Genomic DNA, 14691 nt, shown 5'->3' with positions numbered 1-14691 from the left:
CAATATGTTTAATATTTCAATTATTACTATATAGAACCTGGTTTTCTTTTATGCTTATTAACTTTATAAGCTAGAAATTCATAAGATTGCGAACGTGTTTCGTAATGAGTGTGACGATAAAAACAGAAAACGTCAGGGCATTAGATGGGGTCACATTTGAGGTCTTTAAGAAGGAGGTCTTCGGGATCCTAGGACCGGATGGTGCCGGTAAGACCACACTCGTGAAAATCCTTATAGGACGCATAAGACCTACGAGCGGGCGGGCTGTAGTGCTTGGGTATGACGCGAGCGTTGATGCTCCCAGAATTAAGGGACTGATAGGAGTATGTCCGCAGGAGACCGCAGTCTATAATTACCTGAGAGGCTGGGAAAACATTGAACTCTTCGGCAATCTTTACATACTCAATAAGGAGGTCGTTAGGGCTAGAGGCGGAGGGCTTGTCAATGAAATGGGTCTCGAGCACGACATCGGGAGGAAGGTCGCTAAGTATAGCGGTGGTATGAGAAGGAGGTTGAGCCTGATCCTCGCTTTAATGCATGATCCGGAGGTGGTGTTTTTGGACGAACCCACAGTTGGTATGAATCCCCAGTCCCGCCGCGCAGTGTGGAACCTAGTGATGGAGTTAAGGAATGCCGGGAAGACAGTGCTTCTAACGACTCACTACATGGAGGAGGCTGAAGAACTTTGTGATCGCGTGGGGGTGATTGATTACGGGAAGATTATTGCATTGAACACTCCGGGAGAACTCATAAGCGAACATGGCGTGAGGAATCTTGAGGAGGTCTTCATAGCGTTGACGGGAAGGAGGATAAGGGAGGAGATTTAAGGTGAGGCTTCAGCGAGTTAAGGCCCTGGCTGGGAAGGAGGTCAAGAAGATGTTCAGGGAGCCGGCAGTGGTTTTCATGATAATAATGTTTCCGATAGTGTTCGTTACGGCTTTCGGCATATCCTTCGGTGGGGCCGGAGCGACGCAACCCCCAACAAGCCCTACAGTGTTGCTAGACCTCCTTGCGGTTGGAGCGTCAAGCGTAATCATATTACTTGCTGGAATACTCCTCCATAGAAGGTATTACAGCTGAAGATCTTAACTCTTTTAGAGGTGGGGGGTGAAGTTATGGATGAAAGATAATCTAGAAGGACGACGAGGGTAACGCCCGAAACTTACTGTAAGTTGTCTGGTTGAGAGTCTTGTACCGCTGGGTTTAGGAATTATGCATAATGTGGTAGTCTTTGTGTACGGAGTAGCTCCTTAACTCTCCCATACGCCTGCGTTTCCCTGATCTTGTATACATCTCCTAAGCTTACGTTCAGGAGAGGGTCGAGGGGGATGTTCCCCAGGTATCTTACACCGTGTTCCCTGCATAGACTGACAACGTGCTCGGAGGATCGATCGCTCATGTTCTCAACCACTCCTAGGATGGGGGTTCCCACCTCTCCTAGGATCTTTAACAGAGACTTGACGGGGTTCAGTGAAAGAACGCTAGGCGTGGTGACTACGAGGGGTTCAGCCCCCCTGACGTTGTTGAGAACCTCCATGAAGACGTCGCTCATGCCAGGCGGTGTGTCCACTATAAGGTAGTCAAGCACCCCCCAAACTGTGATTGCCAGCACCTCCCTCACGACGTCCACGAGCTCAGCCCCCCTTAACGGGAGAGGGTTTCCACTGGAGTAGTAGGCGACAGTCATCACCTTGACCCCCTTCACGTCAGGGGGGATTACCCCCCTCTCCTCCGAAGGCCTGAGTTGTGTGTCAACACCTAAAGCAAGATGGATGGAGGGATTAGTTACGTCGAGGTCAAGCACTCCAACCTTCAGACCCTCGTCAACCAGAGCCAGTGCTATGAGCACTGATACTACGGTCTTCCCCACCCCTCCCTTAGGGCTCATGACCGGCACAACCCTCTCTACCCCCTTGAGCCTGTCCTCGATGACTAATCTACGGGGGTCATGAAACAACGCTCTCCATCGAGTCACTCCAGCGACACCTCTAGGATCTCGACACCCCTGCCCTCAACCACTTCAAAGTCTCTGGAGTTACATTTCGGACATGAGGTGTAGGCACGGATCACCTCAGGGATGAAGTGAACCGCCTCTCTCTCCTCCTCAGACAGGCCTGCTTCCCCGAGACTCCATAAGTGCCCGCACCTCCTGCACTGCATGACCGCGTGCTTCACCACAAGCTCAATCAGACCCTCTCCAATCTCGAAACCCTGCGCCTTAAGAAGCTCTGTCAACGCGAATTTAAGCACCTCCTCATCCACAGACTGAAGCTCCCCTAAAGCGATCTTGACCTTCTTTAACCTCCTTCCTCCCGCCACGTTGGTAACGTACCTGCAAACGCCCTCAGCCAGAGCCCACTCGTGAACCATCCTAACCCCTAAGAGTATGTAAAGAGACCCCCTAATTAAGGTGTGGGAGCCCCTTTAACGTCATCAGACTTTACACGACCTTGATAACCAGTCTAGTCCTCAGCCTCGAGTACGTAATATAGGATATCGCGAGTCTGCCGTACATGTCAGTTATCTGGGTGAACCACACACCGTATATGCCGTGAAGGGGCTGGAGTGCTTGAGCTAGAAACGCCCTGAGTATGAGTACTGTAAAGGAACTTATCATGAGAGGAACCCAGGTGCTTCCGAGCCCTCTGAACACCCCGTAGAGAGCCTGTGAAGCCCCTAGGCCGACCTCAGAGATCGCTGCTAGGACCAGGTAGACTGTGACGAGTCTGGAGACCTCCGGCTCGCTCGTGAAGAAGCTTCCTACAAACGGTGAGAGTATCACGAGGACTGCAGTCGCTATGGACATCCAGGATATACCTATTCTGAGGGACTCTCTAGTCAGATAGTCCAGGTCCTTGATGCTGTTAGACCCAACTCTATGACCGACCTTAGCGGACGCAGCAACTCCGACCGCAAACACTGGATTGATTACAAGGTTTTCCACACTCAATCCTATGTTGTGGGCAGCGAGGGCCTCCACCCCAGACCTCGCCACCGCGTTGATGTATATGTTCTGACCTACACTGCCCACGACCCTCTCAACGGACGCTGGGATCCCAATGGCCAACACCTTGAGGAGGGTTCTCGAAGGGATGTAAGGCCTTATTCTCACCGGTAACCTGAAGAAGAGGTAGACCCCCAGCCCCACGTACTGTGAGGTCGCTGACGCTAAACCCATCCCGGAGACTCCCAGAGCCGGCAACCCAGCAAGCCCCAGCGTCAACGATGGTATCAGCAGAGATCCAGCCACTCCAACACTGAGGGAGGAGTAGGTTGAGGGCCATGGCTTCTCCACAGCTCTGTAGGCAGTGGCGATGACTGTGTTCAGCATTAGAGCGGGTAGGGACAACATTCTGAGGTTTAAGTAAGTTAGAGCTACTCCACCAACCTCAGCCTGACCGCCTGAGAGGACCTCCACGTAGGGGGTAAGCCAGACTGATGATGAAAGCATGACAGCAAGAGCGAGCGTGAGGGAGGCGGTGATGGACTCCCCTAAAGCCCTCTCAACGAGCTTCATGTTACCGCCTCCGTAGGCCTGGGAAGCGACGACCAACAGCCCGACCATAAATATCGAAGCCACGGCGTTCATTATGAAGAAGAGGTAGGAAGCGAGACCTGTGCCCGCCACGGCCTCAGTACCAACTCTGGATGCGGTGGTCATGCTCACGAGACTTATTATCGAGTCAGGGATCATCGCCAGCAGGATTGGTAGGGCTATCCTACTGACCTCCCCTCTCGCCCTCATTCGCCGACCACCATGAAGGACTTTACAGACCCTCAAGCACTGCAGGGAGGTTCTCAGCCCATATCCTGCAAGTGCCCTCAGAGCTCACCATGCACGGTCCATATGGGTTTTCTGGGGTGCAGGTCTTCATGAAAAGGGGGCATTCAGTGGGCCTAACCTTACCGAGGGTCACCTCACCACACCTGCAACCAAGCAAGACATCGCTGAAATCTGGTGATTCCCTAATGCCGTACCTAGCTGAAGCATCTCTACACTCGAAGTACCTTCTCAAGACAGCGCCGCTTAACTCAATCACACCGATCCCTCTCCAGTATGAGTCGACAATGTCGAATACCTCACTGATCAGTCTCTTTGCCCTCAAATTCCCGTCAGGCTTGACGACTCTCCCGTATTCATTGATGAGGGCCGGTCTGTTGTCCACCCTACTCTTAAGTACGGTCAGTACGGCTAGGAGTACATCAACGGGTTCGAATCCCGCCACCACCGTGGGTATACCGTGCTCAGTAACCAAGAACTCCCAGGCCTTCGACCCTATAACGGCCGACACGTGACCCGGAGCTATAATCCCGTCAATCTTCACCTCCTTAACGCTCTTCAGTAAATACCTCATTACCGGTGGCGTTAGTCTGTAAGCACTCAGTACTGTCATGTTCGGCGGCACAGCATTGCCGTGCAGGAGCTCTGCCACAGACGGCATAGTAGTCTCAAAACCTACAGCGAAGAAAACGTGTTCCTCGCTTGGTTTCCTCAAGGCCTCCTTAACTGCGTCTAGGAAGCTATAAACCACCGTCACCTTGCCTCCCGCCACCTTCGCCTCTGCTAGGCTTCTGAGTGCTCTCCCCCGGAGTGAAGGTAGTTTGAATGCATCACCGTAGGTGAGAATGTTAACTCCCTCCATAGATAGCTTGATCAGACCCTCAACGTAGTGGCCCGGCGTCACGCAGACTGGGCAACCAGGACCGGCGATGAGTTCCACGTTCTCGGGCATGATGGTTCTCAACCCGTAGCTCGTTACTGTCCACTCGTGAGTTCCGCAGAAACTCATTATCCTAACGGTCTCCCCTTCAAGGAGTCCGGCCAAATGCTTGATACTCTCAACTATCTTGGAGGTGTTGGGGTTGGTTACGTATATCTCTCTTATCCTAGACCTTAAGTCCATCTAGCCACCACTTAACTATGATGAAGGGAGTTATAACTCATCGCTCTCGAAATTTTATTTTAACTCTCCCCCTGCTCTTATTATCTTGGTGGTTGACGTGGGTCTAGGGGTCAGGGAGTTGGGTGCCGAGAGCCGACATGGTATCTACAGGTACGCGCCGGATAGCGATGAGTGGGAATATCTGGATGTTCAGGGGCTGGACCCCTTCATTCCTCACGACAAATATTCAGTCATTTACTTCGGCAACACTAAATGCTCCGCCTGCAGGAGGTACGACATTTACTGGTATCCATTTGTTAGAGGGATGTGTAGGGAGGGCAGCAGTGACTTCGCCTTCTATGTAATTTTGTGTGGTTGGTTCGCAAAAGACTGTAACTCGGTCCCGGCCTCCGTAACCTACATGCACTTTGACGTTCACTCATCCCCCACAACAATATTGACGAGTTGGGTTGATGGGAGGCTGGCATATAAGGAGAAGTATGAGGGTGTTCTAAGCGACGTTGACCTCAAGACTGTTGTCCCGACCTTCCCAGAGAGGGTCGAGAAGTTTCTGAAGGGGAAGCCTGTGAAGCCCCCTATAAGTAAGGAGGACACCTTACTGAGCCTCATAAACAAGTTGCTGAAGAGTGAGGGCGATAAAGATGTTTGACGTCCAGAGGGTTAGGGAGGACTTCCCGATATTGAAGCGTAGGGTGCATGGGAAGCCCCTCATATACTTCGATAACGCGGCGACTACTCAGAAGCCGAGGCAGGTTGTCGCCGCTATAGCTAGGTTTTACCTTCATTACAACGCGAACGTTCACAGAGGATTCCACACCCTCTCGCAGGAGGCCAGCAGGGCTTACGAGGAGGCGCACGAGGTGGTGGCTAAATTCATCAACGCTTACTCTTGGGAGGAGGTTGTTGATGTGGCAAATACTACTGACGGTCTTAACCTAGTGGCGTGGGGCTGGGGCCTTGAAAACCTGAGGACGGGAGACGAGATACTGGTTACGACTATGGAGCATCACAGCAACATGCTCCCTTGGAGGGCTGTTGCGGAGAGGGTTGGAGCTAGGGTGAGGTATGTCAGCGTCACTGAAGACGGACTTCTGAACTACAGGGAGTTCGAGAGCCTGATTAGCGAGAGGACTAGGGTGGTGGCGTTCCCCATGGCGAGCAACGTTGTTGGGACCATAAATGACGTGAGGAGGATAGCGAGGCTGGCGCACTCCGTGGGGGCTATAGTTGTCGGGGATGGGGCTCAATACGTACCGCACGTCCCAACGAATGTGAGGGAGCTTGAACTGGACTTCATGGCGTTCAGTGGGCACAAGATGCTCGGACCGACGGGGATAGGTGTGCTGTGGGGCAGGAAGGATCTCCTTGAGTCCATGAAGCCTTTCAGGGTTGGCGGGGACACGATAAAGGACGTCACGCTCGACTCAGTGGTATGGCACGACCTCCCTTGGAGACATATTGCAGGGACACCGAACATCGCCGGCATGATAGGACTGGCTGAGGCAGTAAGGTACCTCACGAAGCTCGGAATGGAGAACGTAAGGCAACATGACGTGTTGCTTGTGGAGAAGACGTTAAAGGGCTTCAGCGAGGTAGGGGAGGATGTGATAGTTCTAGGACCGAGAGACCCTAGGGCACGAACAGGCTTAATAGCGTTCAACGTGAAGGACCTTCACCACCACACGGTAGGGAAGGCGTTAGATCTTTTCGGAATAGCCGTTAGGACTGGAGGGCATTGCGCTCACCCACTGCACTACAGCCTAGGGTTCAGAGGATCCGTGAGAGCGAGCTACTACGTCTACAACACACCGGAGGAAGTGGAGACGTTCATCGAGGCGTTGAGGTTGATAATATCGCTGAGGGAGAGACTTGCTAAAGAACCCGTGGAGGAAGTATGTACTGGAACTTAATCTAAAGTCCTCCTCAGTTAAGTTCCTATCTTGACCGCCGTTTTTAAGTCCATGAAGAGCTTTTACATTCCGTGACCCTCGACCACGCTTGACACGTATCTGACCCCCCTCCTCGCCTTGAAGGAGTGAGGTTCCTGCGAGGTGGTTTAGGGGTCGCCCTCGCCTCCTAGTGCAGGGTTCAGCCCCGCGTCCAGTCCCACACACATTTACTCCCACTCCGTACTATGCAGAGCTCAAGGGCAACGGTATTTAAGGCTAGAGCTAAGGGCTCATTCCTCAAGTGCTCTGAGGTAATTCCATGACGTCCTGCAATGGCTTCGGTAGAGGTGAGGGACCAACGCTAAGCCAGACAAAAGCCCGACCTTGCCTGAGGTAGGCAAGAGTCGAGGATAGACAGACAGCATCAAGCGCAACGAAACCAATCGCTGGCTCGCGGTTACTTAACGCTTTTTACAATTCTGCTGTTAAGATACTCAAGTACCTGCTTCAAGCATGTCTCCAGCTGATGCGGCTTCAGCACCATCGGTTCCCCAAACCTCCTCCATACGTATGCTTGATGATCTACGCACAACTCCCCACACCTTACTTTAATGACTATATCAGCCACTGCAGTGCTTATTCTGCTGTATTCCTCGTTGACGAAACTTGAGAATCTCGTCATACTAACGCCAAGTCTCTTCATAAGCAGGGACTGGTTGTATAGGAGGGTAAAGTATTTATCAACGTTGGGCTCTGAATTCATCAACACTTCAACGCCGTGAAAGACCACCATACTTGGCTTAACCTGATCTACGAGGGAATTTTCAAGGGCATTCAGCTCAACTAAGCTGTACATAAATGGGTTAATGGATTTGAAGGCGGGCTTCTCCATCACCCACCGAACTACCTCATCCTGTGCCCCGGCTTCTGCAAGGCGCGTGCTGAGCAGTTTTGAGTAACACGTCCTCCGGATACCTGTAGCTGATGAGCAGCACTTTCAGTTCGTTGGCAATCCATATTAGAGGGATCAAGAGCGCTGGTGTGAGTGCACGGTACTCAGCCGGGTATTCATAGTAAATGTGATCAGTTATCCAGAGATCTCTTAACACCTGCCTCAACCCATCGCATGGTATGGTTAAGTTGTTGAGGGTCTCCTTCACCTCCCCTAGTCTGTAAGGCGGGATAAAGACTAAACCCTTCTTAGGCTGGATCGAGTACGGTATCTCGGCGACCGTCAGCGGCGCACCGCGGACTTTCCTTACCTCCATGCTTCTAGTGAGCAACCCTTTCTCCACTCTCTGCTTCATCACCAGTATAGCGTCCGCGACGAACTCCACACCACCAGCACCTACCCTCTCATCCCCTATCGGTATCTCAGCCACGAGGATGACAACCCCCTTAAACACCCTAGCGACCTCGTAGAAAAAGTTCTGAAGGTACGCTCTTGCCCTCACGTCGCTCCCAACGGCGTCTAGTACAGGCGTTACTGAATCCATTACGAGGATGTTTGGCTTGAATTCAGCTATGCATCTTGATATGGTTTCAATGAAATCGGGAACCACCTCCTCCTCTGAGAAGACCGGGATCCTAATATGTTTCAGCAATCCTTTCTTCTCAACCTCGTTGAAGTCTATGCCGACGTTTGAGAGATGCAAGTACAGCTTCTCCTTATCCTCTTGTAGACTCACGTAGAGGCACCTATGTCCGTTGCGGGCCTTCTCATAGCATACGGTGGAGGCTAAAAGCGTCTTGCCAGTGCCTGGATGTCCGGCGACCATCACCATACCTTCTTTCTCAAAGAGATCGCTTAAGAACTCCTTCAGAATGTAGACACCCGAGCTTAAGTCGGTATAGGTCATTCATATCACCCAGACATGCTGATAGGGGCTCACGTAGTGAAGCACTATTCACCACTAAAGCTATCCTTACCTTAGAGCAATATTTAAAACCGTTTTGTCTTTCCGCGGTCAGGGTTTCGTATTGTGACGCGCTTCAATTTCTGTAAGTTTGGACGGCTCGTTATTATTTTACGATACATTCAGGATATTTGTGGTGAGTATGCGTGGATATCTCCTGGGTGCAATTATCCCTTGATGAGGTTAGGGGCAAGAGACCCCTTGTCCATAACATAACGAACTTCGTCGTCATGAACACGACTGCCAACGCTCTTCTGGCTCTAGGCGCCTCGCCGATCATGGCGCATGCTGTGGAGGAGCTTGAGGACCTAGTACGGGCGGCGGACTCCTTAGTTGTGAACATAGGTACCCTTGACGAGGGTTGGGCATACTCGATGCTGAGGGCTGTTCAGCTGGCTAGGGAGTTGGGTAAGCCTGTTGTCCTGGATCCTGTTGGGGCTGGAGCCACTAGATTCAGGACTAGGGTAGCGCTTACGCTCCTAGAGAACGGTAAGGTGAGCGTTGTTAAGGGGAACTTCGGAGAGGTTTCGGCGCTCCTCGGCGAGGTCGGGAAGACCAAGGGAGTTGATACGACGGTCTACGACGAGAGTGTTGCTAAGTACTTAGTTATTGAGGTTGCTAGGAAGTTCGGCACGGTCGCTACTGTAACGGGTCCGGCGGACTTCGTGAGCGATGGACGGAAGACATACGCCATCAGAGCAAGATCCACGAACGTCTCTAGAGTCATCGGCAGGGTTACGGGACTCGGTTGCGTGGTCGCAGCATTGATAGGGGCTTACCTAGCGGTTGAGAATCCTTTAAGAGCGACGATGGCGGGCCTCACAACATTCAAGGCCGCGGCCTCCAAGGCCTCTGAGGAGGCTCCATATCCTGGCAGCTTCCACGTTAAACTGTATGACTGGCTCTACAAAATAACGGGCGATGACATAGTCAAGGAGGTCGAGGTGATCGAGGTTGGGCCTTAGGGAGTCGTTAAGGTTAATCGTTATAACAGACAAGAAATTGAAGCCGAACATCCCTCAAGCTGTTAGAGAGGCCCTCGAGGGCGGCGCTACTTCCATACAGCTCAGGTTGAAGGATTCCTCAACACGTGAGATGATCGAAGTCGGCAGGGCTGTCAGGAGGTTAGCGACCGACTACGGCGTGCTGTACTTTGTTGACGACAGGCTCGACGTCGCCCTGGCCACAGAAGCGGATGGGGTGCAGCTCGGCCCCGAGGACATGCCGGTGGGCCTAGCTAGAGAGTTGGCCCCAAATCTAATAATAGGGGCTTCAGTCTACAGTGTTGGTGAGGCTAAGGCGGCTGAGAGTGAGGGTGCACACTTCCTTGGCGCGGGCTCCGTCTTCCCAACTCCCTCCAAGACCGGTGTGAGAATCTTAGGTATAGAGGGGTTGGCTAGAGTGGTTAAGGCCGTCAAGATACCTGTAGTTGCCATAGGTGGCATCGATAGGAATAACGTAGGACTCGTTCTAAAGACGGGCGTTGTAGGTGTTGCAGTCATCTCTGCAGTCATGGGGGCTGACGATGTCATGAAGGCCGCCTGTGAATTGAGGAAAGCGGTGGACGAGGGGTTGCAGAGTTAAGATCTCTGTCTACAAAGATAGCTTGTGGTCTGAGTTATGAGCAGACTAGATGAGATCGTCAAGAACTTAGCCAGGGGAGTGAGGAGGCATCCCAAGACCCTCCTGACGTGGTTCGATGACGCCGGCGCCGTGAGGTTTGACAGGGGCTACATCCTGGTCAAGGTCGACGGCTTCGCTGTCTCGAGGGCTCTGTATCCATGGTGTGGTTTGGGGGACTTCGGCTTTAGAGGGGTTACTGCGGCTGTGAGTGATGTCGTCGCTAAGGGTTGCAGTCCTTACTTATACGCAGTCTCCATAGGAGTCACTCCGGATCAGGTGGACAGAGTTGAGGAGATTGTGAGAGGGGTTGAGAGTGCGGTGCGCCTCTATGGCGGGTATGTTGAGAACATGGATACGAACGTGGGTTCAGATGGTTGGGTGGATGTATTTGTTCTCGCTGAGTGCAGGAACACGCCACTCTCAAGAACTGTGAGGCCGGCTGACATCCTTCTACTACCCAGGAGAGTTGGATTATCGGCTATAGCTTTCATAGACTTTGTACGGGGTAGGACCCCCCTTACTGATGAGGTCAGAGCCTTCTCCTGCAGACCTGAGGCAGACCTAAGACTTGCAAGGTTTCTGGTGGAGGATAGATCGTGCGTCGCTGGTTCCATAGACGTGAGTGACACGTTGCTTGAGTCCCTGCAACAGATAAGTGAGGTGAGTGGAACGGGTGTCTACATGACCGGGGCCCCGAGTGACCTCCTGCATCAGCAGGCGCTGGCTTACGCGCACAGCGAGGGGGTGGATCCACTCCACATGCTACTGGGCTCTAACGAGGAGTACGTACCCATAATGGCTATAAGGCCATGGTGTGTTGATGAGGTATGTGAGCGTCTTGAGGCGCTGCACCTAGAGCCAAGGGTCTTAGGCACCGTGACTGGGGTGGGTGGGGTGACGTGGAGAGGTGTCAAGGTGCCGAGCATTGTCTGGGACTATGTGGCGGGCCGCGTAACCATTACTCAGTAAGCTCTATCCCTCCCCGACCGGGGTTCGTAGTGAAATATATACTCCGTGCACCATTTATTATTTGGTTGATAGCATGAGTTCACTCGTCAGGAGGGCGGGTCCTGGGTCTAGGCTAAAGGGTAAGAAGGTCGTGTTTATAGTTGCTAATGAATTCGAGGATATTGAGTTACTTTACCCCTTCGTCCGCTTGAGTGAGGAGGGAGCTGAAGTCGTCGTGGTTCCTGTGAGGGCGGGCCACCACCCAAGGCCTTCAGATCCAAGCAAGCCCGTCACCGGCAGGTTTGGCATACCGGTGCCCTTCCTGGTGTTTAGAGAGGGTGAGAGACACGTGATAAGAGAGCTCAAGGAAGTCAGCGTTGACGAGTTCGACGCTATCATAATCCCGGGCGGGTTCTCGCCAGACTACCTGAGAAGGCTGCCTGAAGTGCTGAGCTTAGTGAGGGAGGCACATCAGAAGGGTAAGGTAGTGGCAGCCATATGCCACGGCCCCTGGGTGCTGATATCTGCAGGCATAGCGAAGGGCAGGAGGATGACAGGGGTGTCGGCCGTTAAGGATGACATAATTAACGCTGGAGCCACCTACGAGGACGTGCCGGTCGTCAGAGACGGGAACCTGATAACGTCAAGAGTTCCTGACGACCTTCCGGAGTTCTGCCAAGCGATAATAGAAGCTCTGAGTGTTCAAGCCTAACGAAGTGTAATCATGCCATTCCCTCATCGGATGCCTGTTCCATAGAGGTGGTTAGGCCTGATTAGAGTTGACGGCCCCTATCTATACGTAGGGTGCTTTAAAGCGGAGGAGTTGGCTCACCGCTTCGGAACACCGCTCTACGTGTACGACGTGGAAACGTTGGTTGGGAACTACAGGAGGTTGATTGATTCAATTCCGTACCGAGATGTTGAGATCCTCTACTCCTGCAAGGCGAACAATAACTTAGGGATCCTCAAGACTTTGAAGGACCTGGGGTGCGGTCTCGATGCGGTCTCACCCTGGGAGGCCTTGCTCGGCGTGAGGTTGGGCTTTCCAATCAGGAAAATACTCTTCACGGGCAACAACGTCACGGACGATGATATGATGCTTGTCAGAGGCGAGCTAGGGGTGCTAGTGAACATAGACTCCATACCGCAGCTGAAGAGGTATGGGAGGCTCTTCCCAGGCACTGAAGTCTCCCTCAGAGTCAATCCAGGAATGGGTGCTGGGCATCACGAGTACGTCGTCACTGGAGGGATCACTAAGTTCGGCATATATCCAAACCAGGTTGAGAAGGCTAAAGAGCTAGCCAAGGGATACGGCCTGAAGATTGTGGGGCTGCACATGCATATAGGCTCCGGACTTCTCGATCCGACGCCGTATCTACGGGCACTTAGAACGTTGCTTGAGATAGGGAAGGGGTTTAAAGAGCTGGAGTTCATAGATGTGGGGGGAGGTTTTGGACTGCCCTACAGACCCCGGGAGGAGCCTTTGAACCTTACGGAGCTCGGCTCCGGTATAGCAAACCTTCTGGAGGAATTCACCCGGAAGTATGGTCCGGTAAGGCTTAGGATGGAGCCTGGCAGATACATAGTGGGGAACGCTGGGGTGTTGTTTGTGAGGGTGATTGAAGTTAAGGAGGCTGAGGTAGATGGGGTGAGGAAGGTGTTCATAGGGGTTGACTCAGGGATGAACCACCTCATCAGACCAGCCCTCTACGGGGCGTACCATGAGGTCATTCCAGCATCTAAGGCTGATCATCCTAAGGAGGTGAGAGCAGATATAGTCGGCAACATATGTGAGAGTGGGGACGTACTAGCTTCAGACAGATCCCTGCCGGGGCTTGAGGAGGGCGACATACTTGCGATAATGGATGTCGGCGCCTACGGCTACTCAATGAGCACTAACTACAACACGAGGCCAAGACCTGCTGAAGTAATAGTGCACGGTGGTGAGGTTAGACTTACGCGTAGAAGAGAGACCTTCGACGACCTGTTGAGGACTTCAGTCCTAGATGATCTCATCCTCTTCTTAAGGTAGCACTTTATCGGGGTTGAGAATGTTGTTTGGGTCAAGCGTCCTCTTCAAGGCGGACATGGTCTCAACCCACGTGTCACCAAGTATCCTGCGAACGTACTTCCTCCTGACGTACCCTACACCATGTTCGCCTGTTATCGTCCCACCCAACGCAACCGCCGTCTCGTAGACCTCCTCAACGACCCTCTCCAATTCCTCCACCGTAGAGTTCGGGTAGTTGAGGACGTGGACGTGGAGGTTGCCGTCCCCCACATGTCCGAAGACTGGCAGCCAGATGCCGTGCTTGCTTTCAATGCGTGCGATGCCGTCTATAAACCTCTCCACAGCCCCTATTGGAACAGTCGTGTCTAAGATGTCGTGTGTGTCATTCTTCAGTGCCGGGAATATCTCACTCCTAATCCTGAGGAGCTGTTTCTGCTCGTCGTTCCTCTGCGCTATGAAGGATTCGAGCCCTCCCTCCTCCCTTGCGATATTATTCATGTGGTCGAGCTGGACGTACAGCATGTCCTCCAGCGCTTCAGCCAGTATAATCATCAGAAAGTACTGTCCGTCAGTCACAGGCCACGGGACCCCGAGGTGTTTTGCAGAAGCCTCGATAACCCTTCTGTCGAAGTACTCCATGGCGAGGGGGACTACACCAGCTGCCAATATCTTCCTAGCCGTTCTGAATGCTGCGGCGCTTTCGTTGAATGGTGTTATGAGGGTTGCTGTGTACCTCCACCTCGGGTAGAGCCTCAGCCATGCCTTAGTTATTACGCCGAGCACTCCCTCACACCCTATGAATAAGTGAGCAAGGTTGAGCCCCATGTTGTTCTTTAAGGTCTTGCCACCGATTTTAAGTATGGTTCCAGTGGGTAGGACTACCTCAAGTCCTAGCACGTAGTTCCTGAGGATCCCGGTTCTCACAGCCCTGGAGCCGCCGGCGTTGCAGGCCACTAGGCCCCCTACGAATGCCCCCTCATCACCAGGGTGTGGAGGGAACATTAGATCATGCTTCTCAGCCTCCTCAAGGAGCCTGCCTAAGGTTACCCCAGCTTCGGCCTCAGCCACCATATTCTCGGCGTCCACGTCTATCCTATCAAGCCTCTCAAGGGAAAGCACCATGCCGGGCTTCGTCGGCACGGCGCCTCCTACGAGGCCTGTGCCACCGCCCCTAGGATATACCGGGATCTTGTACTTGTTCGCCACTTTAAGGACCTCCGCAACCTCTTCAGTAGATCCCGGCTTAACAACCACAACCTCTTCGGAAGCCTTCGGACGGACGCTTGGGACGGTCTCATCCTGCAGGTACCTCTCTAAAATGCTCTTCTCAGTAACCAGCCACCTGCTTCCAACTACCTCCGCAAGCTCCGCCAGCAAACTCTTCGAGAACGTCATTCTAC

16 protein-coding genes are annotated in these 14691 nt (G+C 52.8%); 9 read left to right on the top strand and 7 right to left on the bottom strand.

What is annotated here, in order from left to right; genetic code table 11:
• The first annotated feature begins 104 nt into the window (after nt 1–104).
• Together QW772_07765 and QW772_07760 are read left to right on the top strand one after the other, a co-directional pair.
• A complete protein-coding gene (locus QW772_07765; GenBank protein MEM0038804.1) occupies nt 105–827 on the top strand; it encodes an ATP-binding cassette domain-containing protein in 723 nt (240 codons plus the stop codon).
• Nucleotide 828: 1 nt separating this feature from the next.
• Nucleotides 829–1080 carry a hypothetical protein gene (locus tag QW772_07760; protein MEM0038803.1) on the top strand — a complete coding sequence of 84 codons (252 nt, stop codon included), beginning with the start codon at nt 829–831 and terminating at the stop codon, nt 1078–1080.
• 130 nt (nt 1081–1210) lie between these two features.
• Here QW772_07760 and QW772_07755 read toward each other — a convergent pair whose 3' ends face one another.
• The 4 genes from QW772_07755 to hypD all read right to left on the bottom strand — a co-directional run bounded on the left by QW772_07755 (nt 1211) and on the right by hypD (nt 4904).
• Nucleotides 1211–1975, bottom strand: coding sequence for an Mrp/NBP35 family ATP-binding protein (locus QW772_07755; GenBank protein MEM0038802.1), 765 nt, complete (start codon nt 1973–1975; stop codon nt 1211–1213).
• Nucleotides 1972–2370, bottom strand: a complete 399-nt coding sequence (gene hypA / locus QW772_07750; protein ID MEM0038801.1) for a hydrogenase nickel incorporation protein HypA — start codon at nt 2368–2370, stop codon at nt 1972–1974. Before hypA ends, QW772_07755 begins: the two co-directional genes overlap by 4 nt.
• A 70-nt stretch (nt 2371–2440) precedes the next feature.
• The gene (locus QW772_07745; protein MEM0038800.1) at nt 2441–3745 is read right to left on the bottom strand and encodes an MATE family efflux transporter; all 1305 of its coding nucleotides are present in this window, start codon (nt 3743–3745) and stop codon (nt 2441–2443) included.
• Nucleotides 3746–3767: 22 nt separating this feature from the next.
• Nucleotides 3768–4904 (bottom strand): hydrogenase formation protein HypD, encoded by a 1137-nt coding sequence (gene hypD, locus QW772_07740; protein MEM0038799.1) that lies wholly within the window; start codon nt 4902–4904, stop codon nt 3768–3770.
• Between the two features lie 85 nt (nt 4905–4989).
• Between hypD and QW772_07735 the strand changes: the two genes are divergently transcribed.
• Together QW772_07735 and QW772_07730 are read left to right on the top strand one after the other, a co-directional pair.
• On the top strand, nt 4990–5553 hold the full coding sequence (locus QW772_07735; protein ID MEM0038798.1) for a hypothetical protein: 564 nt from the start codon (nt 4990–4992) through the stop codon (nt 5551–5553).
• On the top strand, nt 5546–6814 hold the full coding sequence (locus QW772_07730) for a SufS family cysteine desulfurase (GenBank protein ID MEM0038797.1): 1269 nt from the start codon (nt 5546–5548) through the stop codon (nt 6812–6814). The genes QW772_07735 and QW772_07730 overlap by 8 nt, the downstream gene beginning before the upstream one ends.
• Before the next feature lie 436 nt (nt 6815–7250).
• On the opposite strand, the gene QW772_07725 is transcribed toward QW772_07730, so the two are convergent.
• Nucleotides 7251–7685, bottom strand: coding sequence for a hypothetical protein (locus QW772_07725; protein MEM0038796.1), 435 nt, complete (start codon nt 7683–7685; stop codon nt 7251–7253).
• Nucleotides 7686–7701: 16 nt separating this feature from the next.
• Nucleotides 7702–8652 (bottom strand): ATPase domain-containing protein, encoded by a 951-nt coding sequence (locus tag QW772_07720; protein ID MEM0038795.1) that lies wholly within the window; start codon nt 8650–8652, stop codon nt 7702–7704.
• A 203-nt stretch (nt 8653–8855) separates the two neighbouring features.
• Here QW772_07720 and thiM point away from each other — a divergent pair, with 203 nt between their 5' ends.
• From thiM to lysA, 5 genes are all read left to right on the top strand, one after another.
• On the top strand, nt 8856–9674 hold the full coding sequence (gene thiM, locus QW772_07715) for a hydroxyethylthiazole kinase (protein MEM0038794.1): 819 nt from the start codon (nt 8856–8858) through the stop codon (nt 9672–9674).
• Nucleotides 9664–10293 (top strand): thiamine phosphate synthase, encoded by a 630-nt coding sequence (thiE, locus tag QW772_07710; GenBank protein ID MEM0038793.1) that lies wholly within the window; start codon nt 9664–9666, stop codon nt 10291–10293. The genes thiM and thiE overlap by 11 nt, the downstream gene beginning before the upstream one ends.
• Before the next feature lie 36 nt (nt 10294–10329).
• The gene (locus tag QW772_07705) at nt 10330–11301 is read left to right on the top strand and encodes an AIR synthase related protein (GenBank protein ID MEM0038792.1); all 972 of its coding nucleotides are present in this window, start codon (nt 10330–10332) and stop codon (nt 11299–11301) included.
• Nucleotides 11302–11374: 73 nt separating this feature from the next.
• Nucleotides 11375–11992: a type 1 glutamine amidotransferase domain-containing protein gene (locus QW772_07700; protein MEM0038791.1), complete on the top strand. Its 618-nt coding sequence runs from the start codon at nt 11375–11377 to the stop codon at nt 11990–11992.
• Between the two features lie 57 nt (nt 11993–12049).
• Nucleotides 12050–13312: a diaminopimelate decarboxylase gene (gene lysA / locus QW772_07695; protein ID MEM0038790.1), complete on the top strand. Its 1263-nt coding sequence runs from the start codon at nt 12050–12052 to the stop codon at nt 13310–13312.
• Here the strand turns inward: lysA and QW772_07690 are convergent.
• Nucleotides 13304–14686 (bottom strand): FAD-binding oxidoreductase, encoded by a 1383-nt coding sequence (locus QW772_07690; GenBank protein MEM0038789.1) that lies wholly within the window; start codon nt 14684–14686, stop codon nt 13304–13306. The genes lysA and QW772_07690 overlap by 9 nt on opposite strands.
• Between the last annotated feature and the right edge of the window lie 5 nt (nt 14687–14691).

Origin of the sequence: Zestosphaera sp., from assembly GCA_038727705.1 — an archaeon.
Lineage (GTDB): Archaea > Thermoproteota > Thermoprotei_A > Sulfolobales > NBVN01 > Zestomicrobium.
This window is presented reverse-complemented; position numbering and strand designations above follow the sequence as displayed.

Bases quoted from the DNA above. Each gene is read 5' to 3' on its own strand.
- QW772_07765 (MEM0038804.1), top strand. From the start codon at position 105: ATGAGTGTGACGATAAAAACAGAAAACGTCAGGGCATTAGATGGGGTC.
- hypA (MEM0038801.1), bottom strand. From the start codon at position 2,370: ATGGTTCACGAGTGGGCTCTGGCTGAGGGCGTTTGCAGGTACGTTACC.
- QW772_07745 (MEM0038800.1), bottom strand. From the start codon at position 3,745: ATGAGGGCGAGAGGGGAGGTCAGTAGGATAGCCCTACCAATCCTGCTG.
- hypD (MEM0038799.1), bottom strand. From the start codon at position 4,904: ATGGACTTAAGGTCTAGGATAAGAGAGATATACGTAACCAACCCCAAC.
- QW772_07730 (MEM0038797.1), top strand. From the start codon at position 5,546: ATGTTTGACGTCCAGAGGGTTAGGGAGGACTTCCCGATATTGAAGCGT.
- QW772_07725 (MEM0038796.1), bottom strand. From the start codon at position 7,685: ATGGAGAAGCCCGCCTTCAAATCCATTAACCCATTTATGTACAGCTTA.
- QW772_07720 (MEM0038795.1), bottom strand. From the start codon at position 8,652: ATGACCTATACCGACTTAAGCTCGGGTGTCTACATTCTGAAGGAGTTC.
- QW772_07705 (MEM0038792.1), top strand. From the start codon at position 10,330: ATGAGCAGACTAGATGAGATCGTCAAGAACTTAGCCAGGGGAGTGAGG.
- QW772_07700 (MEM0038791.1), top strand. From the start codon at position 11,375: ATGAGTTCACTCGTCAGGAGGGCGGGTCCTGGGTCTAGGCTAAAGGGT.
- QW772_07690 (MEM0038789.1), bottom strand. From the start codon at position 14,686: ATGACGTTCTCGAAGAGTTTGCTGGCGGAGCTTGCGGAGGTAGTTGGA.